Below are 19,692 nucleotides of genomic sequence, written 5' to 3' on the forward strand. Positions count from 1 at the left end.
TCGCAAGAGGACAAGCGCTATGCCGAAAGCCGTCGAGGACCCCAAGCCCGCAAAGGTGGAGGCCCCAGTCTCGGAGCGCTCCCCGAACGAGGTCGAGCCGTCGCCGCGCCCGTCCTGGTTCGATGGCCGCAAGCACATCCGGCAGACCGACGGACAGATCTTCGAACAGGAGACGGGCCTCTACCTCGACGAAGACGGGGCACCGCGGTCCCCGGCGGCGAAGAACCACCGCGAGCTGCACGCGGAGCAACTGGACCGGTTCGACAAGGCGGAGGCGGCAGCGCTCGCCGACGCCGAAACGGCCGGCCGCAAGGCGAAAGGCTGACCTATTATGCGCGACCTGAGTTACATGCTGGCCATTCCGGAGGTCACCTACGGCACCGCCCCGGTGATGGCCGCCGCCAGCGACACGATGGAGATCTTCGACTACCGGCCGGAGCCCGCCATCTACGACGAACAGCCGCGCCGGGCAGCCCGCATCTTCCCAGGCGCCCGCGCCGCGGTGATGACGCGCGGCCGGCAGCGTCATGTCTTCAAATATGACCTGCGCGGATCCGGAACGGCGACGGTTCCGCCGCGCTGGACGCGGTTCCTGCGCGCCTCGATGTTCGGCGAAGCCGTCCCTGCGGCCGACAAGGTCGATTATCCGCTGCTCAGCAGCGAGGATGGCGGAAGCCTTGCCCTGATCGGCCAGAAGGACAAGCTTCGCATGACCCCCGCGGGCGTGCGCGGAAACAACCGCTTCGTCTTCGAAGAAGGGCAGACCCCCTATGGCGAAGCCGACTTTCTGGGCCTCCTCCCTGCGCTTCCAACGTCGCAGGCCCCCGGCGCGCCGGTCTATCCGTCAGAGCCCGCCTCGGAGCCGGTATCGACCGAGAACACCTCCTTCGCGATCAACGGCTTCGCGCTGCTGCTGCGCTCCTTCACCCTCGATCTCGGCATGAAGACGAGCTTTCGCAGCCTGGTCGGCGGCAAGCGGGTCATCTTCGACAGCAACCAGTCCGGCGACCGGCGTGAGCTTGGCGGCCGCATCGTCGCCGAGTTGCCCGATCCGGCGGTGAAGTCCTTTTTCCAGCAGATCGATCAGCAGACGCCCGTATCGCTGAGCTTCCTTCACGGCAGCGAAGAGGGCCGCCGCATCGGCATTGCCAGCGGCCAGATGCACCTGAAGCCGATCTCGCTGTCGGACGAGCAGGGGCAGCTGATGATGACGGCCGACTACAAGCTCGTGCCGATCGCGACCAACATCGACGTCGTTCTGACGACGAGCTGAGCCGCCATGTTCGTCCTGAAACGCGAAGCGGCCGTCTGGTGGCCGGTTGTCTGGCACGGCGCCTCCTCGGAGGAACCCGGTGCGATCGTCGAGAACCGGCTGGACGTGAAGTTCCGGCGCCGAGAGCGAAGCGACCTGAAGAGGATCTTCGGCGGGGCCTATGAAGCTGCCAGTTCCTCGAAGGGCCTCGATCTGCAATTCGGCGACCCGGCAACGGACAGGCTGATCTTTGACGAGCTGGTTTCGAGCTGGCGCGGCCTCCTCGACGAGGACGGCCGCAACGAGTTGCCCTGCGCCGACCCCTATATCGGTCAAATGATCGAGTTGCCCGGCTTCATGGCGGCGCTGTCGCTCGCCTACATGAAGTTCGCCGGCGGCATCGAGGAGACCAGGCGGGGAAACTTGAAAGGGTCGCCCGCTGGTGGGCCGGCGACCGAACCGACCGAAGCGGCGGAGACGACCCGGCAGACTGGGACGACCGCGCCCGAGCGCTCGCCGAATGGGACCTGAGTTCCGCCGAGATCGAAGCGCAGCTCGGTCCCCGTCCCTCCAGCGGCGACAGCAGCCTGGAGCTTCAGGCCGACGAGGAGGGGCAGGTGGCGCTGCTGTTTCTGGCGATGGACACGCAGTGGCGCTGGACCGGCGACGGCTGCCGCACGGGCCTCGACTACACTGCGCTGCAGGCAGTGGCAGAGCTGAACGGCCTCAACCTGTCGGGCGGTCCGCAGTTCATGGCCGAACTGCGCGCGATGGAGCGCGCCGCCATCAAGGTCTTTCAGGAGCGGCGGCTGCAAGCGCTGCGCGACGCCGCACGGCGGTGACTGGGCGGGCGCCATGACCGATCTCGATCTCAGGCTGCGGCTCCGCGCCGACGGCTTCGGCCTGGTCGGGCAGGAAGTGCGCCAGGCAGCCGAGGCCGTCGAGAGCCTGGGCGAAGCCGGCCAGCGCGGCAGTCAGGGCATGACGGCAGCCGACCGGGAAGCACGGCAGGCCGGCCGCAGCGCACAGGAGCTCGGCCGGTCGACCGAAGCAGCCACGCGCAGTCAGCGAGATTTGTCCGAAGCTGCACGCGCCACCGCCGGGGCAGTCGGGGCACTCGATGCCAGCATCGACCAGTCGTCTCTGTCGATGGGCGAACAGGCGCGCCTCGCAAAGTCACTCGAGCAGGCTTTTCGCGGTGTGATGGTTCCGCAGAACCGGGTGACCCAAAGCGCCGGTCAGCAGCGCGCGATGATGCAGAACCTGTCCTTCCAAATCCAGGACGTGTCGCAACAGTTCGCTCTTGGCGTCAGCCCGATGACGATCTTTGCGCAGCAGGGTGGACAGGTGGCCTATGCCATGCAGGGCCTGGGCGGCGGGCTGGGGCGCGTGGCAGCCTTTCTCTCCGGTCCGTTCGGGGCGGCGATGCTCGGCGGGGTCACGGTCGTCGCGGCGCTTACCACGGCCTTCCTGCAAAGCCGCGCCGCTGCCGATGATCACACCGATGCCACGAAGGAAGTCATCCGCGTCACCACGATCGCGGAGGAGGTCGAGCGGGCCTACAAGGCGGCGCTCGGCGAGAGCGTGCTCACCTCCGAAGAGGCAGCGGCTGCCGCCTTGGATCTCGCCTATTCGCGCCGGGAAGAATCGCTGCAGACGCTCGCGGCTGCGCAGGCTGCGTTGGAGAAGGCCAGGGCCGACGCCGAACTTGCGCGGATCGCCCGTGCCGTAGCCGGCGGGAATGGCGCCGGCGGAAGCGTTGCAGCGGCAACGGTTTCCGCCGCCCAGGGCTCGCGGATCGCGGCTGCCGAGGAGCGGCTCGCCTTGGCTCGAAAGGCGGTCGACGAGGCTAACCTTGCCGTCATTAAGACCTCGACCCGGCTGGAAGCCATTCGGGAAGATCAGGCGGCGCGCGAGGAGAAGCGCACCCAGCGCGAGGCGGAACTCGCCGAGCGGCTGGCTGACCGTCGCGAGAAGGCCGCCGAAAAGGCTGCGGAGGCAGACATCCGGGCGGCCGAACGGGCCGAGGGCGCCACCGCGCGCTGGATCGAGCAAATCGAGAAGATCGCCGACACGGATCTGGCGCGCCAGCAGCAGGACCTGGACCGCCTCGCCGCCGCCTATGACCCTATTACCGTTGCCGCTGCGAAGTACCGCGAGGAACTGGAGAAGATCGCGCGCTTCGAACGCCTGGGCAGCATCAGCGCCGAACAAGCCGACCGCTACCGCGCCGGTGCCGGTGCCGCGCAGGCCGACGCGATCGACCGCTATCTGCGCGACCAGGCGCCAGAGATATTCGAAGAGAATGGAGCGCGCGCCGGCGCGGCATTCGCGCGCGAGGCGCTGGTGCGCGCCGAAGCGATCGGACAGCTGATCGGCGGCAAGGCCGGCGACATGATCGCGGTCGCGGTTGGGCTCATCTCGGGCTCTCAGTCGGGCGACTTTACCGCCCTGGGCGGCAGGTCCGGCGGTGCCGCGACGCTTCTTGCGGAAATCTTCGGCAAGAATGGAGAATTCCGCGACGGCCTCGAGGAAGTGCTCGGCGGCATTCTTCCCGACGGCGGCGAGCTCACCGGCGGGATCGAGACGCTGCTGAACGGGTTGGGGATCGAAGGATCGCTCGGCTCGATCGGCGGGCGGGCAGCGGGCGGCGCGGCGATCGGAACGCTGGCCGGCGGTGCGCTCGACCTGCTGGGTGTCAACTCGTCCGGCACAGGGGCTTCGCTGGGCGGCGCTGCCGGGGCGCTCGTCGGCGGTTCAGTCGGCGCACTGCTGGGCTCGGTCGCTGGCGGCCTTCTGGGCGGCTTGTTCGGCGGAGGAAAGGACGTCGGAGAGGCAACGATCAACCAGATCGGCGCCCCGCTACGCATTGAATCGAACGACGACGAGCACCGCGCGGCCGCTGTGGCTGTTGCAAATGCGGTGACCGAGGGCATCCAGAATATTGCCCAGGCACTGGGCGGCGACGTGGGCAGCGGAGCGGTTTCCGTCAGCGTGCGAAACGGCAACTACCGGCTCGACAAGACCGGCCGGTCGCTCTCTTCCACGAAGAACGGCGCGATCGACTTTGGCCAAGATGCGGAGGGCATCAAGAACGCCGCGATCGCCGACCTGATATCCGACGGCGCCATCACCGGAATCAGTGCGGCCGTCCGCCGTGCGTTGAGTTCCTCGCCCGACCTGGAAGACGCGCTGGCGGAGGCGCTGCAGGTCAAGGCGATTGAAGGCGAGCTGAATGCGGCTTTCAATCCGTTCCTGGAAGCTACGGCCGACTTCGAGCGCCAGGCAGCCGAGCGCGTTCGGATCGCCCGTGAATATGGCTTCGATGTGGTCGAGATCGAGCGCAGGAACGCCGAGGACCGGGTGCGGCTGCACGAGCAGCTGCTCGACAGGCAAGTCGGGTCGCTGAGGACCTTTCTCGATGATCTGGAATTCGGCTCATTGGCCGAAGGTTCGGCGACGGACCAGCGCGCGAAGGTGAAGTCGGAGATCGAGACCCTGCGCGCCGATCTCGATCCGACCGACGCAGAGGCGAATGCGCGGCTCGCCTCGCTGCTGCGCCGGTTTCTTGACCTGTCCGCCGAAGCGGGCGGTACGGCGGGCAGCCTGGCCGAGGATCGCGCCTACGCCCGGGCCGCCGCAACAGACGTCGTCAGCGAAGCGGAACGCCAGCTTGCGGAGGCCGAAAAGCAGACGGCCCAGCTCGACGAGCTCAACGACCAGGTCGCCGAACTGAACACGATCGTCGCCGACCTGCGCCGTTCTTTCGAGGCCGGAGCGTTCGGGGGTTCCGGGCGCGGCGGCTACAACTTCAACGTGAGCGCGCCCTAATGAGCGCGGCGATCGCCCTCCTGACATTGCGGCCGCGCGACCCCTCGACGGGTGCGGTTACGCCGATCTGCATCGCAGCTGGCGGCGCGCGCGACCCTTATCCGCAAGGCGACCCTCCGACCTGGGCCGGCCTTGCCGAGGTGCCCGAGATCGGAGCCGAGCTGTCCTACGACAGCCAGCGGCTTGGCGGCGAGATGGCGCCGCGGCAATTCACCGCCGTCTGGACGCCGGGCGATGCGGCGAGGACGGCGCTGGCGCGCGACCTTTACTGGCCGGGAGCGGAGGCCGTTCTCGAACGGCGGGTAGAGGGCGTCTCCGGCGCGGCTACCCGCATTCTGACCGGACGCGTGACGGCGGAGAGCTGGCGGGACGGGCAGCTGTCCCTCACCATCGCCGACCGGGTTGCGGATCTGGCGGTCCCGCTCATCGGCACAAGCTTCTCAGGAACCGGCGATCTCGAAGGCGATGAGGGGGCCGAAGGACGGCTGAAGCGCCGTAGTTTCGGGACGGTCCATAATGTCGAGCTGTTGCCGCTGATCGCCGCGGAGAACCTGTACGAAGCCGGCGACCCTGCACGGCCGCTGCAGGCATTCGGAGAGATACGCGACCGCGGCTATCCGGCGGACGCGGCGAAGATTCAGGAGGTTTCGTGGCAGGGAAGCATGGCCGCGACGCTTGCCGCGCTCCGCGCCGTCGACCTGGGCGAGGGCACCACGCATCTCGGTGCTGCCGCGCCTTCAATCGCCTGCGTGAAATGGTGGACGCGGCCCTCCGGCCCGCTGACCGCCGACATCGAAGGCGAAACAGAAGGCGGCTTCGCAGAGACCGCGGCCGAGATTGCCGCCCAGCTGATTGCGGCGGGCGGCGGTCCGGCCCTCGCAGCCGGCACACTCGCGGCGGCAACAGCGGCACGGCCCGGTGCGGCAGGACTGCACGTCGGCAAGGCCGCCACCGTTGCCGAGATCCTGCAGCTGCTGCTGTCGGGTGTCTCGCTGTTCTGGCGTGTGACGCCAGACGGGGAAATCGAGCTTGGCGAATGGACCTTCGGCGCGCCGGAGGCTGCCTTTTCTTCCGAAGGCTATGAGCGGCTGCAGACCTTTGCCCCGGTCGCCGCGGTGGATCTCGGCTACCGGCAAAATTACCGCGTTCACAGCGGAGGGGAGATCGTCGACGCGGCGGCGCAGCGCTTCGTCGGTCCCTTCGACGAGACGCGCGAATATCGGCGCGGCGACATCGCGTCCGAGGAAGGCAGCCTCTACGAATATATTCATCCCGAGCCTGCCGCAGGGACGTCGCTCGACGATGCGGCGCGCTGGAAGGAAGTCCTGCTCGCCGAAACCGGCCTGCGGTTCCGCGGTGTGTGGTCATCGGCGAACATCGCCTATCTGACGAACGACTTCGTCACCCATGAGAACAAGAGCTGGCGGGCAAAGGCCGACCATGTCTCGGGGCCGTCCCTGGCGCCGCCGAACGGGACCTACTGGGAACTGGTTCTAGAAGGCGGGACAACGCCGATCACCTTCGATGCGAGCCCGCCGGTCATATCGCTTTCGCTGGACGAGCTGGGCCAGCCGATCGACCCGCTCCCGCGCTACTCGGTTCTGAAGGTGTTTCAGGGCGAGGAAGAGATAACCGGCGACGCGAGCCTCTCGGCCCTGGTCGACACGAACTGCGACGCGGCAATCTTCGGCACGACGTTCCGCCTCGACGACATCGACACCGGCGACACCGAGGGCTCGATGCAGGCGCTCCTCTACGCGCGCGGTCAGACCCGAGAGGTTCGCATCGACTGGGTCGGCGCCCGGCACGGCGAGAAGGGCGACGAGGGCACCTCGCCCTTTCGCATCACAGCGGACCCGCCGGTTATTCTGATCGAGGCGGACGAGAATGGCTATCCAGTCAGCGGTTCGCTTCCTGCCCTCACCACCCTGACCGCGAAGCGCGGCAGCGAGGATATCACAGCCTCCGCCTCCTACAGCGCGGTACAGGGTGCAGGCTGCGTCGCCGACGAAGCGGACGAGACGCTTTCCGTCATCTCGGTGAGTGCGGAGAGCGGATCGATCTCGATCCTGGTCAGTCATCAGGGCGAAAGCGACCGGTTCTTCGTGCCCTTCCGCGTCGTCAAGAAAGGCGAGGCGGGCGACGATGGCGGCGAGACGCGCTTCGCCTACAAGCGCTCGACATCGCCCGATCCGGCAAAGCCCGGCAGTACGACCAGCTGGCCGCCCTCGGGCTGGGTTTCGGATCCAGCACTGGCAAGCGGGCTCGGCCCCCTCTTCATCGTTGCCGGCGAGCGGGCGCAGGGCGGTTCCTTCTACGTGACAGTGAAGCCCGTTCTCCACGAGCCACTGCCCTACGACGCCGCGTTCGTCGCCGTGAACCTTGGCTTCGGTACGTCGTCGATCATCGAGTTCGCCCTCGCGGCCGGGGAATCGCGAACCGTTTATGCCCAGGCGAGTCTGCCGACACCGACCGGCTCGGGCGGGTTCAGCTGCGAGATCGAGTACGGCGAGATCAACGGTGCCTGGACCGCCGATGCCGGCGAAACCGAAACCTACAGCTCCGGCAGTCCGGCGGTCGCAACCCACACCCTGATCATCACCAATTCGTCCAGCGTGACGAAGAGCTTCCGCATCCGCGGCACGATCCTCCGGTCCAACACCGGCACCGGTCCCGTCAACCAAGCCGAAAGCCAGCTGCGCGTATGAGACGCTTCCTCCTGTTCGAAAGCCAGACCGGGGCCCCGATCGGCGGCCTTCATCCCGAACCGCCTGTGCCCGGCCAGGGCGAGGAGGTTGCGCGGGTGCCGCGCTCGGCTCTGGAACAGCCGCCGACGACCGCCTGGGACCCCGCGCGCCGCGGCTTCTATGACATTCCGGGCGAAGAGCCGGTCCGCGACGGACCAGCCGTGGCCGCTACGCTGCTCGACGCCGCGAAAGCCGCTTCCCGGCACCGTGTCCGGCGAAGCCGCCTGCGCGCGGAGGATGCAGGCTTCGACATGCCTTTCGGACGGGTCCAGTCGGACCCGGTCTCGCGCAGCCGAATCCGCACGGCTGTCATCGCTGCACTCGGTTATCTCGCCCGGCCCGCCGAAGCGCCCTTTTTCCGCGCCTGGACCCTTGCCGACAACAGCGCCGCCGCGCTCGATGCAGAGGGGGTCGTTGAGCTGGGCGCAGGGCTCGACCGGCACCTGATGGCTTGCCACGAGCGCGCGCAGCAGCTGCGCGCCGAGATCGACGCTGCCGAAACCGATCCCGAGTTGGCAGCCGTCTGCGTCGGGGAGGGCTGGCCATGAGCCTGAGTGCCGGTACCGCCAGCTATCTCCGCGCGCCTAACCTGGTCGCGAGCGCGTCCTCGGGACATGCCGACGCGTTCGGAGCCGAAGCGCAGCGCGTCGAGGTCGCGTCGCCGCTGGTCGCGCGGGCGGACGCGCAGGCGGAGGCGGGCCGGCAACTCGCGTTTCGCGCCGGTCCGATGGTGAAGGAACGCCACCGGGTCGCCGGCGAGCATGACGAGCTGGTCGGCCGTACCGTCTCGATCAACGGCGAGGATGCCTTCGTCCTGGGGGCGCGGCCGGAACGCGGTCGCACAACGACCCTCCTCACCGTGTTGCGGAGGCTCGGCTGATGGGTCTTATTCTTCTGGAGCCGATCGCCTTCGCGGACGTCGCCGCGGACAGCGGAACCGGCGACCAATTCTTCCAGTCGCGCGACCCCAAGGAATCCTGGACCGGGGCCGGCAGTTCCGACCCGGCCGAAATCTACATCGATCTCGGCGCCGCCCGTGCCTTCGACACGATCGCGTTCGTGAATACGGTCGCGACGGGAATGACAGTCGAGGTCGACGGCGGCGCCAGCTACCAGACAGAGCTCTTACCTGGCGATGCGCTGGCGGAGATCGGTAGCCCGCATCGGGGATGCTTCATCCGGCGATTTTCCGGCCTGCAGATCGAGCGCTATCTCCGGGTCACATTTACCCCCACGACCGCCGTCCCGGCCTGCGCGCGGATCGTCCTCAGCCGCGCCCTGACGACCGGCTGGGACCGCGAGTTCGGTTACGGTCGCAAACGCGGGAGCACGGGCTCGGCCGAACGGCTCGCCAGCGGCGGCTTCGCAGTCCAGCCAGGTGCACGCTTTGCCGAACTCAGCTGGACTTGGGGTGACCTTTCCGACGAGGAGCTGGCCGCGATTTGGGACCTGACCGGTCGGCTGGGGACTGAAGACCCGCTCGTGGTGGCAGAGGACGACGCCGGCGCGACCTATTTCGCCCGCGGCGTTCATTACGGCCTGTTCGGCCGCTTCGAACGATATGGCCGCCGGGAAGGCGAGAAGAGCCGCTGGGCCTTCGAGCTGCGCGAATGGGTCTAGTCGGGCAGTCCCTCAACGTAGTCCCCAACAAGATTGGGCTGCCGAACCGTCCGAATGGCCGAAGCATAGGTCCTGAGCACCCAGGCTTTTCCCACGTTGGCGTTCGGGCCGCTGAGCATCTTCCCCTCCGCGTTAGCAATCATCTTTACCAGCTCAAGCGCCACGGCTTCCGGCGATTCAGCGTCTGCCATAAGTTTCTCCCGTCTGCTGGCGGACGCCCTCCCGCGACCGCTACTACCCATAAAACAGCTCACCATGACCCAGGTGGCAACCGAAATCGGCTCAACGACGACCGGCCTCGCCGGGATCTTCGCCTCGGCGGAGAACCTCGCAGGCATCGCTCTCTTCAGCCTGCTCTTCGTCACCATCTGCTCGATGGTGCTGGTCGTCGCGATCGCGCGGCTGTGGCGCGGTGCGGCAAAGGACAACCGGGAGGCCGCGCGCCTGCTGGCCGGCGAGCTCGATGAATCGGATCGCATCCACAGCCAGGCCATCTCGGGCATCCTCGCCGAGTTGGCGGCGATCAAAGAACATGTCCGCGGAACTGCCCGTGCTTGAGTGGGTCGGCCGCCGCATCGAGAGCTGGTTCGACGCCTCGTTCGACGCCGCCGTTTACGGCACGGCGGCAAAGCGCGCCGCCGACCGCCGCCAGGACGTCCAGTCCGTAATGGACCGGACCGGCATCGCCCGAGATCCGGCGCTGAAGGGCATACTGGAGAGGTACAGGTGATCGGGCTGCTGCTCTTCTTGCAGCTGGCGACGGCCGTCGGTGCGCTTTTCGCCGCCTTCGGCTTCAGGGACTTCGTGCTCGAAGCCTGGCGCGGCGGCGGACTGCGCGGGGTGGTCGAATCTCCCTACGCGCAGCTCTCCGGCCTGCTCATGTGCCTGATCCTGCACCTGTCGATCGCCGACGTCCGTATCCTCTTCGCGCTGCCCGAATATCTCGCAGCGATGCGCGCGCTCGCCCCTTGGGAGCAGGCCGTGGTCGTGGCGAACGAAGGCTTTGCCACGCTGATCCTCATCCTTCTCGTAATCCGCCGCAACCAGGCGGCCGAGGCGCTTCCCCGCCGGCGCTATCTCGCGCTCGGTGCCGCCCTCCTTGCCTGTGCCGGCCTTGTCAGGTGGCTGCTATGACCTCTCTTCAGAACATCATCGACGGCGTGATCGAGCGCGAGCGCGGTTTCGTCGATCATCCGGACGATCCTGGCGGCGCGACCAAGTACGGCATCACCGAGCGGAACGCCCGGCTTGACGGTTACGAAGGCGACATGCGCGACCTGCCGCGTAGCCGCGCCCATGACATCTACTACCGGAAGTATGTCGTCGCGCCGGGCTTCGACCGGTTGCTCGAGATCATGCCGCGCGTCTGCGCCGAAGTCGTCGACAGCGGCGTCAATGCCGGGCCGGGCCGCTCCGCACGCTGGCTGCAACAGGGGCTGAACCTCCTCAACCGGAAAGGCCGCGACTTCGCCGACCTCGTCGTCGACGGCGACATCGGCCCGAAGACACGCGCCGCCCTGGCCGAGCTGAAGGCCCGGCGCGGCGCGGCCGCCGAGGAGCTGCTCGTCCGGACGCTCGATGGCCTCCAGTTCCGCCACTACGCCGAGATCACCGAGCGCGACCCGGGCTTCGAGAGCTTCTTCGTCGGTTGGATTCTTCACCGCATCCAGAACGCATGATCCACGCGCGGATGCGGTGCCGCGCGACCATTGAGAGGGAGAACGACTATGTCACTGACCCACAAGCTCGATCGCGGCTGTCTAGCGATCGGCACGGCAATCCTGCTGCTTCTGGCGGCCATTCCGCTTGCCGCCTGTGGAGGCACCGGCCTGTCCGGTGTGGGAGGGGCGCTCTCCAACGACAGGCCGGTTCTCGCCGAAACCGACACCGATGAGCAGGTGCTCGCGAACGCCGAACTCGTCTTTGCGAACTCGGTGGAGCTTGCGATCGATGCCGTCGACAGCGGCGTCCTCGTTCCGGGCAGCGAAACCGGGGACCGCGTCCGCCAGGCGCGGCTGAAAGCCTACTCCGCCATCCTGAAGGCCCGGCAGGCGCAGGAGCTGGGAGAGGGGAAGTCGGTGAAGGAGCTGGCGCTGCTGGCGCTTGCCGAAGCCAACGCCTTCTCGGCCATCGTCGACGCCTTCACTCCCGGCTGATCCGCCCCTGCAACCCCGCTTCAACCTGCCTTGCACCCGCATTGAAAGGACAACGTCATGAAGACTGCCGCCATCCTCGCCTTCGCCGAATTCGCGCTGAAGGCCATCGAAAGGGTCCTCGACTTCATCGAGGACGCCAAAGAACTGAACGCCTCCGAAGGCGAAGAGCTGAAGGGCAAGCTGAGGGATATCCAAGCGCGCGCCGACACGGCGAATAGCCGCGCCGATTCCCTGGGTATCTAGTCAGACGGACTGGGGCTTCAGCCCCTCCCAGGCAGAGAACTGCGACCTGCGCCGAGCGACTGCAGAAACGGATACAGCGCAGGGGGCTTGGCATCCCGATCCGCCATGAAACAGTCGGACGAAGCTGCCACCGCTCATTCTTCGCAATAACCAAACGGGTTCGAATTGGTCTCTAAGACCGCGTTCACGCGGTGCGGCTTCCCGGCCGAATTAGTGATTCGAATTTTTGAACCGCTACATCCTCGTGCCGGCTTGGGACGAAGCAGAGGTCATCGGCCCGATGCTGAGGCATCTGACAGCGACGCTGGCGGGCGAACGCTTCGACGTCTTCGTCGGCGTCTACCCGAACGATCCCCAGACCCGCTCCGCCGCGGCGGCGGTTCCCGACGGTCGCGTTCGCATCGTCACCGTCGACAATCCCGGCCCGACAACGAAGGCGGATTGCCTGAACGGCCTGTGGCGCGAAATGGTCGCCTCAGAAGCAACTCTCGGTGCGCCCTACAAGGGCATCGTTCTCCACGATGCAGAGGATGTCGTGCACCGGGACGAACTTGCGATCTTCGATCATTTGCTTCCGCGCAAGACGATGGTGCAACTGCCTGTCGTCCCAATCCTAGACAACGGCCCTCAATGGGTCGGCGGCACCTATGCCGACGAGTTCGCCGAGAATCACGGCAAGAACCTGATCGTGCGGGAATTTTTGGGCGCCGCCCTGCCATCGGCGGGCGTGGCCTGCTGTTTCGAACGAGGTGCGATCGGCGACGTTGCCGCCAGTAGGAAGGGCGCGCCCTTCGATCCCGCCTCCCTGACCGAAGACTATGAACTGGGGATTCGCATCTCTCGCCGGGGAAAGGGCGCGTTCGTGCGCCTGCCTTCCGCAAATGGCGGCGAGGCCGTCTCGACTCGCGAGCATTTTCCCGCCGACTTCGACGCGGCCTTGAAACAGCGAACACGCTGGCTCGTCGGCATCGCCTATCAGGGCTGGGACCGGCTGCGCTGGGACGGCTCGCTTGCAGACAAATATATGTTCCTGCGCGACAGAAAGGCACTGGCGAGCGCGCCCGTCATCCTGTTTGCCTATCTGGGGCTCGCGCTTGGCGTCCTGTGCATGAGCCTCCGTGAGGTCGTCCCGGAGTTTTCGCACTTCCCGCCGATTGCGGAACAGGGCTCGCTGCTTCTTGGCCTGCTTACCATCACAAGCGTCGCCCTTGTCTGGAGAACGGCAATCCGGGTTGCGTTCACCTGGAGCCAGCACGGCGCCGTTCAGGGCCTCCTTTCCATTCCCCGCAGCGTCGTGTCCAACGCCATCAGCATGGCCACCGCCGCCCGCGCCGCGGGCATATGGATGCAGCTCATAATCCGGCGAAAGCCCCTGGTCTGGCACAAGACCCGGCATCGATTCCCGGCAGACGACGCCCTGTGCGGCCCCTGATCGGCCTTTCGCTGCTCGCCGCCGCCCTCGCCATCTGGGTCTGGCTGCGGCTTCCCTTTGCGGCAGAGCGGTTCGCGGACCTGTACGGCGGAGCCGACGCCCAGGCGTCGCCCGAACCCGCGCGCGATCCCGGTTCGGATGCTGTCCCTCCTCCCCGCGAAGAGCCCGTTTTCGATCTCCTCGCCGACATGCCGGGAGGAGAGTTTGCCGAGCCGCGCCTTCCGACCTTCGGTGGCCCGCCGAAGCTTGTGGCACCCCGCTTGCCGGTTCGCGTGTGCGAGTTCGCTCCGGGCGAACGCAGCGCGCCCGAGCAATCGGTGAGGCGTGCAGCGCAGACTGCGGACCTCACCAGCCCCGTCGCCGCGTCGTTTGCGCCGTCTGGAGCTGAAGAGGCCCGCGAGCCTTCGCCCTTCGCCCGTGCAAAGCGAGCCTACGAGCTTCTCCTCGAAGGACATCGCCGCGCTGCGGCAGCAGAGTTTGACGCTGCGCTGGCTGCCGAGCCCAGCCATCCGGCTGCCGCCAGTTGGAGGGCACAACTGGCCGTCCTCAATCGGCGCTTCAGAGTGAATGGCTTCGCATTGCACCGCCCCGGTCCGTCTCCGGCCGATCCCGCGTCTCTGCCGGGACTGGGCGGCAGCCAGCAGGCTGTCGCTGCGCGGTTCACCCCGGACCCGCTGGCGGCCAGGCCGGTCTTCGGATCACTTCGTTATACGCGGAGCCCTGGAGCTACAGGCTCTCAGGAGATCGCGCCAGGGATCGGCTGGCAGCCGTTGGGGCCGAACGGGCCCGACCTTGTTGCGGAACGGCGCCTCGCTTTGAGCGGCGGAGAAAATCTGTGGCAGTTCAGGCTTTCCGGCGGCCTTACGGCGGAGGATCCGACTGGTCTCACGCTCAGCGCCTATGCGGATGCCGGCATGGCCGGGCTTTCGGACCCTATTCTCTTTGCCGGCGGGCATGGCTTCGCCGGCTACCGGGTCCTTCCGAACCTGATAGCGGGGGGCGGTCTATGGAGCGGCTGGCAGGACGGCGACGGGCGGCAGCCATTCGTTGAAGCGGGGCCGCAGCTTCGCGCAAGGCTCTCGCTCGGTTCGGCGACCCTGTCGGCCTTCGCCAGCTATCGCCTGCGTGTGGCAGGGGACAGCAACCCGGCCTCCGGACCGGTCCTGACCCTGGGTGCGACCTACTAGCGACAGGATGAGCGGAATCGCGCGCCCCCGCCGCCGCAACGGTGGCGAGCGGTCATGCTTGTCGTTAAGCCCTTCCGCATGGACATCTATCTGCCGATCGCGGAACTGAGCGTGAATGCCGCCGTGATCGTCGCCCTTGGCTTTGCCGTGGGCATGATGTCCGGCCTGTTCGGCGTCGGCGGCGGGTTTCTCACGACGCCTCTCCTCATGTTCTACGGTATCCCGCCCGCGGTAGCCGTGGCCTCTTCGGCCACTCAGGTTACGGGCTCGAGCGTGTCGGGTGCGATGGCGCATTTCCGCCGCGGCGGCGTCGATGTGAAGATGGGCGCCGTCCTCGTCGCGGGCGGCGTCGTGGGCGCGGGTATCGGCTCGGTGATTTTCCGCGCGCTACAGAATATCGGCCAGATCGATGTCACCATCACCCTGATCTACGTCTTCTTTCTGACGCTCGTCGGCGTGTCGATGCTCGTCGAGACGACCCGCACGCTCCGCCGGCAGGCGACCGGCCAGAAAGCCAAGAAGTCGAAGCGCCGCGGATCGATCCTTTCCGCCCTGCCGGGCCGGATGCGGTTCCGCGCCGCCGGGCTTTACATCTCGCCCCTCGCCCCGTTCATCATCGGCCTGCTCGTCGGCGTGCTGACCTTCGTCATGGGCATCGGCGGAGGCCTCATCATGGTGCCCGTGCTCATCTACATGCTCGGCATGTCGGTGACGGCCGTCGTGGGCACGAGCCTTTTTCAGATCGTCTTCACAACGGCAGCGATCACGCTGCTGCACGCCGTACAGTCGAAGACAGTCGATATCGTGTTAGCGGCCCTCCTCCTTGTCGGCGGGGTCATCGGCGCGCAGGTCGGTGCGCGCGTGGCGATGAACCTGCCGGCCGAGAAGCTTCGCATGGCGCTTGCCATCCTGGTTCTTGTCGTCGCGATTCGGCTGCTGATCGGGCTGACCTGGCAGCCGGAGAACCTCTACAGCGTCGACGTGGTCGGCATGTGATGCGCAGTTTGAAGCCCCTCTTCGTGCTGCTCGCCGCCCTCTGTTTCATTCCGGCGCCGGCAGGGGCGCAGGACCGCGCGATTCCGCCGCGTCTGATTGCAGACCTGTCCCAGTCGCGGATCGATATCGTCTACACCTTCGCCGGCGCCGAACTGCTGGTCTTCGGCGCGGTGCAATATGCGGATGGCCGGCTGCCCGAAGAGTCGCCCGATGTCGTCATCGTGGTGCGCGGGCCGCCGCAGTCGATCACGGTTCGGCGCAAGTCGCGTGTCCTCGGTCTATGGCTCAATACCGACTCCGTTCGCTTCGAAACCGCGCCAAGCTTCTTTCGGGCGGCGTCCAGCCGGCCGATCCTCGACATGGTCGACGAACGTACCGCAGCCATTTTCGAGTTGTCGCCGGAATTCCTGCAGCTTTCCCCAACCGGCGCCGACCCCGACAAGGTCGCGACGTTCGAAGAGGGATTTCTCCGGTCCCGGATCGAGGCGGCACTCTATGGATCGAGTCCGGACGGCGTCGATCTGGTCGAGAATGTCCTCTACCAGGCACGTATCGACATCCCCAGCGCGGTTCCCGTCGGCACCTACACTGTCGAGATCCACCTGATCCAGGACGGCGAAGTGGCCGCGTCGACCACCCGCACCATCGACGTCGAAAAGTCCGGGTTCGAGCGCGACGTCTATGTCGCGGCGCAGCGCGAGAGCCTGGCCTATGGCATCGCGTCCGTCGCCCTGGCACTGATCCTGGGGTGGACCGCGAGCGCCGTGATCCGCCGCTAACCGTTCCTTAGGCGCGCTGCGCTACAAGCTCTGGAAAGACCAGAGTGAGGCAGGTGCATGGATCAGGGTTTCGGTTCGGCGACATCGGCGTCGTCGTCCTCATATGACAGCGCGGGCAGCGAGGAAGCCGCAGGCCGCACGATCGGCGAGATCAGCGAAATCCGGGGCGGCGCCGCGGCAGCTCGAATCGACCTTTCGGCACTGCGCACGCTCCAGGCCAGCAGCGATCCGGCGCTTGCAAGCGCCGGGCAGATCGGCAGCCAGGTCAAGGTTGCCGTCGGACCACTCTGGCTGGTGGGAACCGTTCGGACGCTCACCGCCGACCCCGATGCGGGCGATACGGTGATCGCCGAGATCGACTTCCTGGGAGAAGGCGAAGAGGGCGTCGGCGGCCAGATGGCCAATTTCCGGCGCGGCGTAACGCAATATCCGATTCCGCAGGCGAAGGTGTCGCCTTGCAGCCGGGAGGACCTGACCGCCATCTATGCCTCTGACGGACGTGCCCACATCTCCGTCGGCACCGTCTATCCCACCCAGGATGTGAAGGGCGCGCTCTATATCGATGCGCTGCTCGGCAAGCATTTTGCACTACTGGGCTCCACCGGCACCGGCAAATCGACCGCCACCGCACTGATGCTGCACCGGATCGTCCAGCAGAATCCGGAAGGCCATGTGGTCATGCTCGACCCGCACGGCGAATATTCGGCTGCTTTCTCGTCGAACGGCAGCATCTTCGACGCGAACAATCTGCAACTGCCCTATTGGCTGATGAACTTCGAAGAACATTGCGAAGTGCTCGTCACGACCGAAGGCGCCGAGCGGGACCGGGACATGGACGTCCTCGCAAAGGCGCTCCTGCAAGCGAGATCGAAAAGCCGGATCGCCTCGTCACTCGGGAAGCTGACGGTCGACAGCCCGGTCCCCTATCTCCTCAGTGACCTGATCGCCGCGCTTTCCGCCGCCATGGGCCAATTGGAGAAGGCTGGTGATGTTGCGCCCTATATGCGCCTGAAGACGAAGGTCGAGGAGCTGAAGGCCGATCCTCGCTACGCCTTCATGTTCAACGGGCTGCTGGTGTCGGACACCATGGCCGAGTTCATGGCGAAGATCTTCCGCATGCCTGCCAACGGCAAGCCGATCTCCATCATCGATCTCTCGGGCGTTCCGACCGACATCGTGACCGTCGTCGTCGCCGTCCTCAGCCGTTTGACGTTCGATTTCGCGGTCTGGTCGCGGCGCGAGCCGCAACGCCCGATCCTGCTCGTCTGCGAAGAGGCGCACCGTTACATTCCGTCGGACCGGGACGCGGCGCCGAGTTCGGTCAAGAAGGTGCTGGAATCGATCGCCAAGGAAGGCCGCAAATATGGCGTTTCGCTCGGGCTTATCACGCAGAGACCATCGGACCTGGCCGAGGGCGTGCTGTCCCAGTGCGGGACGATCATCTCCATGCGGCTGAACAACGAGCGCGACCAGATGTACGTGCGCAACGCCATGCCGGAAGGCGCCAAGGGGTTCCTGGATTCCATCGCCGCACTCAGAAACCGCGAGTGCGTCATCTGCGGCGAAGGCGTATCGATCCCCATCCGCGTGCGGCTCGACACGCTGGAAGCGAACCTGCGACCGGCATCGGAAGACCCTGTATTTTCGAAGCTTTGGAAGGAAACCGGAGACGAAGCCGGAATCCTCGAGAGAACTATTCACCGCTGGAGGGGGCAGGGAAAGTAAAGCGGCCCAGGGAACTAGCAGGCATCGCAGCGGATTGAGCTTCCCGTCTTGGTACGAGGAGAATGACCATGCGTAAGATTGCTATCCTGACCGCCGCCGCGACTGCACTGACGCTCGCAGCATGTGACGGCCCCCGCGAAGAAGCCGGCGAAGAGATCGACGATCTGAACAATGCCGACGGCGTCTTCGACGAGGGTCCGGCCGAAGAGATGGGCGAACTGATGGACGACCGCGCGGACGACTATGGCAGCGTCATGAGCGAACAGGACGACATGATGTCCGACATGGAGAACCTCGAAAGCGATCCCATGATGGACGACATGTCGACGGATGCCATAGAGCCGGCAGACCCCATGACCGGCGATATGGACGAGCCGCAGAACTAAGCGGGTGAGACAGCCGGAGACGCGGGCGCTACTGCCCCGCCTCTCCGGTTTCGTCTTCCACGAACAGAAGCTCGCTGGGGGCCCGCTCGCGCTTCAGCCGCGTCGAGACGGTCTCCGCGGCTTCCAAGGCCCTGAGAATGTTACCGCTGGAGATCTTGGCGAGGTCCTCCTCGCTATAGCCTCGCCGCAGCAATTCGGCGAACAGCGCCGGGTAAGTAGACACATCTTCCAACCCCTCGGGATAGGTGGAGATGCCGTCGAAATCGCCGCCGATCCCGATATGGTCCACGCCGATCAGATCGCGGACATAGTCGATATGGTCGGCTGCATCAGACAGGCTGGCCTTGGGCATCTCGCTCTCGGGCATGGCCGCGTCGACCTGTTCGTCGGTCCAACCGGGGTTTAGCGACTTCAGCCGCGCTTCCTCTGCCGCCTGCCGTGCACTCCACTGACGCCGCCCCTCGTTGAGGAACGGTTCAACGAACGTGATCATCACCACGCCGCCATTGTCCGGCAGCCGCTGAAGCACGCTGTCGGGAACGTTCCGCGGGTGCCCCGAGACGCCCCGCGCCGACGAGTGCGAGAAGATAACCGGCGCTTCGGCCACGTCGAGGGCATCGTTCATCGTCGCCTCGGACACGTGGCTGAGGTCGACCAGCATCCCAAGCCGGTTCATTTCGCGCACGACCTCCTCGCCGAAGGGTGAAAGACCGTCGGACTTGGGCTGATCCGTGCTGCTGTCGGCCCAGTCGAGTGACGCCGAATGCGTCAATGTCATATAGCGCGCGCCGAGGTCGTAGAGCTTGCGAAGGACGGCAAGCGAGTTGGCGATCGCATGGCCGCCCTCGACGCCGTACATGCTGGCAACCTTCCCCTGGGCCATGATGCGGCGCACATCCGCAGCGGTTTTCGCCTTTTCGAGAAGATCGGGATGCTGAGCGATCAGCCGGTCCGCGATATCGATCTGTTCAAGCACGGTCACGACCGCTTCGGGCTCGGGCAAAGAGGCCGGGACATAGACCGACCAGAACTGCGCCCCGAGACCACCCGCCTCGAGCCGCTCGGCGTCGGTCACCACATCGGCGAACCGGTCGTCCAGCCGTTCATAGGGGAAGTCGGAAACGCGGTGCTCGTTCGCCAGACGGATGGCGAAGGGTAGATCATTGTGCCCGTCGAAGACCGGCGCTTGGGAAAGGAGTTCCCGCGCCCTGTCGGTATCGTTCTGCGCCAGAACAGGAGCGGTCATCAGGAAAGCAGCAAGAAGTGCGCGCGCGAACAAGGTCATCCCCCCTCAACAGAAATGCGATGACCTGTTCTGCGTTCGTAGCGGCCTCTGGT

Annotated in this window: 23 protein-coding genes; 21 read left to right on the top strand and 2 right to left on the bottom strand. The window is 66.3% G+C overall.

What is annotated here, in order from left to right; translation table 11 throughout:
- The first annotated feature begins 19 nt into the window (after positions 1-19).
- From KCN53_RS01895 to KCN53_RS01935, 9 genes are all read left to right on the top strand, one after another.
- Entirely contained in the window at positions 20-325 is a 306-nt protein-coding gene (locus KCN53_RS01895) for a hypothetical protein (protein ID WP_088711700.1), read from the top strand.
- A 6-nt stretch (positions 326-331) separates the two neighbouring features.
- Positions 332-1,273, top strand: coding sequence for a hypothetical protein (locus KCN53_RS01900; RefSeq protein WP_088711699.1), 942 nt, complete (start codon positions 332-334; stop codon positions 1,271-1,273).
- Positions 1,274-1,279: 6 nt separating this feature from the next.
- The gene (locus tag KCN53_RS01905; protein ID WP_088711698.1) at positions 1,280-1,783 is read left to right on the top strand and encodes a hypothetical protein; all 504 of its coding nucleotides are present in this window, start codon (positions 1,280-1,282) and stop codon (positions 1,781-1,783) included.
- 86 nt (positions 1,784-1,869) lie between these two features.
- A complete protein-coding gene (locus KCN53_RS01910; protein ID WP_088711697.1) occupies positions 1,870-2,094 on the top strand; it encodes a DUF1799 domain-containing protein in 225 nt (74 codons plus the stop codon).
- A 13-nt stretch (positions 2,095-2,107) separates the two neighbouring features.
- Positions 2,108-5,083 carry a phage tail length tape measure family protein gene (locus KCN53_RS01915; protein ID WP_088711696.1) on the top strand — a complete coding sequence of 992 codons (2,976 nt, stop codon included), beginning with the start codon at positions 2,108-2,110 and terminating at the stop codon, positions 5,081-5,083.
- On the top strand, positions 5,083-7,791 hold the full coding sequence (locus KCN53_RS01920; RefSeq protein ID WP_088711695.1) for a hypothetical protein: 2,709 nt from the start codon (positions 5,083-5,085) through the stop codon (positions 7,789-7,791). Before KCN53_RS01915 ends, KCN53_RS01920 begins: the two co-directional genes overlap by 1 nt.
- Positions 7,788-8,378, top strand: coding sequence for a DUF4376 domain-containing protein (locus tag KCN53_RS01925; protein WP_088711694.1), 591 nt, complete (start codon positions 7,788-7,790; stop codon positions 8,376-8,378). Before KCN53_RS01920 ends, KCN53_RS01925 begins: the two co-directional genes overlap by 4 nt.
- Complete coding sequence (locus KCN53_RS01930; RefSeq protein WP_088711693.1) at positions 8,375-8,710, top strand: hypothetical protein; 336 nt, start codon at positions 8,375-8,377, stop codon at positions 8,708-8,710. Before KCN53_RS01925 ends, KCN53_RS01930 begins: the two co-directional genes overlap by 4 nt.
- Positions 8,710-9,450 (top strand): hypothetical protein, encoded by a 741-nt coding sequence (locus KCN53_RS01935; protein ID WP_088711692.1) that lies wholly within the window; start codon positions 8,710-8,712, stop codon positions 9,448-9,450. The genes KCN53_RS01930 and KCN53_RS01935 overlap by 1 nt, the downstream gene beginning before the upstream one ends.
- Here the strand turns inward: KCN53_RS01935 and KCN53_RS01940 are convergent.
- Positions 9,447-9,641 carry a hypothetical protein gene (locus tag KCN53_RS01940; RefSeq protein ID WP_088711691.1) on the bottom strand — a complete coding sequence of 65 codons (195 nt, stop codon included), beginning with the start codon at positions 9,639-9,641 and terminating at the stop codon, positions 9,447-9,449. The genes KCN53_RS01935 and KCN53_RS01940 overlap by 4 nt on opposite strands.
- A 64-nt stretch (positions 9,642-9,705) precedes the next feature.
- Here KCN53_RS01940 and KCN53_RS01945 point away from each other — a divergent pair, with 64 nt between their 5' ends.
- The 12 genes from KCN53_RS01945 (at position 9,706) to KCN53_RS02000 (ending at position 18,354) form a co-directional block, all read left to right on the top strand.
- Positions 9,706-10,008 carry a hypothetical protein gene (locus tag KCN53_RS01945; protein WP_088711690.1) on the top strand — a complete coding sequence of 101 codons (303 nt, stop codon included), beginning with the start codon at positions 9,706-9,708 and terminating at the stop codon, positions 10,006-10,008.
- Positions 10,001-10,180 carry a hypothetical protein gene (locus KCN53_RS01950; protein ID WP_143712184.1) on the top strand — a complete coding sequence of 60 codons (180 nt, stop codon included), beginning with the start codon at positions 10,001-10,003 and terminating at the stop codon, positions 10,178-10,180. Before KCN53_RS01945 ends, KCN53_RS01950 begins: the two co-directional genes overlap by 8 nt.
- On the top strand, positions 10,177-10,584 hold the full coding sequence (locus tag KCN53_RS01955; RefSeq protein WP_088711688.1) for a hypothetical protein: 408 nt from the start codon (positions 10,177-10,179) through the stop codon (positions 10,582-10,584). The genes KCN53_RS01950 and KCN53_RS01955 overlap by 4 nt, the downstream gene beginning before the upstream one ends.
- Positions 10,581-11,129, top strand: coding sequence for a glycoside hydrolase family 108 protein (locus KCN53_RS01960; RefSeq protein WP_088711687.1), 549 nt, complete (start codon positions 10,581-10,583; stop codon positions 11,127-11,129). Before KCN53_RS01955 ends, KCN53_RS01960 begins: the two co-directional genes overlap by 4 nt.
- 48 nt (positions 11,130-11,177) lie before the next feature.
- Positions 11,178-11,606, top strand: coding sequence for a hypothetical protein (locus KCN53_RS01965; RefSeq protein ID WP_088711686.1), 429 nt, complete (start codon positions 11,178-11,180; stop codon positions 11,604-11,606).
- A 57-nt stretch (positions 11,607-11,663) separates the two neighbouring features.
- Positions 11,664-11,849, top strand: coding sequence for a hypothetical protein (locus tag KCN53_RS01970; protein WP_088711685.1), 186 nt, complete (start codon positions 11,664-11,666; stop codon positions 11,847-11,849).
- Positions 11,850-12,075: 226 nt separating this feature from the next.
- A complete protein-coding gene (locus tag KCN53_RS01975; protein ID WP_088711684.1) occupies positions 12,076-13,281 on the top strand; it encodes a glycosyltransferase in 1,206 nt (401 codons plus the stop codon).
- Complete coding sequence (locus tag KCN53_RS01980; RefSeq protein WP_088711683.1) at positions 13,269-14,468, top strand: hypothetical protein; 1,200 nt, start codon at positions 13,269-13,271, stop codon at positions 14,466-14,468. The genes KCN53_RS01975 and KCN53_RS01980 overlap by 13 nt, the downstream gene beginning before the upstream one ends.
- Positions 14,469-14,546: 78 nt before the next feature.
- On the top strand, positions 14,547-15,464 hold the full coding sequence (locus KCN53_RS01985; protein ID WP_088713349.1) for a sulfite exporter TauE/SafE family protein: 918 nt from the start codon (positions 14,547-14,549) through the stop codon (positions 15,462-15,464).
- Positions 15,464-16,243 carry a TIGR02186 family protein gene (locus KCN53_RS01990; protein ID WP_224199288.1) on the top strand — a complete coding sequence of 260 codons (780 nt, stop codon included), beginning with the start codon at positions 15,464-15,466 and terminating at the stop codon, positions 16,241-16,243. Before KCN53_RS01985 ends, KCN53_RS01990 begins: the two co-directional genes overlap by 1 nt.
- Positions 16,244-16,300: 57 nt before the next feature.
- Positions 16,301-17,968, top strand: coding sequence for an ATP-binding protein (locus KCN53_RS01995; protein WP_088711682.1), 1,668 nt, complete (start codon positions 16,301-16,303; stop codon positions 17,966-17,968).
- 68 nt (positions 17,969-18,036) lie between these two features.
- Positions 18,037-18,354, top strand: a complete 318-nt coding sequence (locus tag KCN53_RS02000; RefSeq protein WP_088711681.1) for a hypothetical protein — start codon at positions 18,037-18,039, stop codon at positions 18,352-18,354.
- Between the two features lie 28 nt (positions 18,355-18,382).
- Here the strand turns inward: KCN53_RS02000 and KCN53_RS02005 are convergent, their stop codons facing one another.
- Positions 18,383-19,639, bottom strand: a complete 1,257-nt coding sequence (locus KCN53_RS02005; RefSeq protein ID WP_172406180.1) for a dipeptidase — start codon at positions 19,637-19,639, stop codon at positions 18,383-18,385.
- Between the last annotated feature and the right edge of the window lie 53 nt (positions 19,640-19,692).

Source organism: Pacificimonas aurantium (assembly GCF_020092905.1).
GTDB lineage: Bacteria > Pseudomonadota > Alphaproteobacteria > Sphingomonadales > Sphingomonadaceae > Pacificimonas > Pacificimonas aurantium.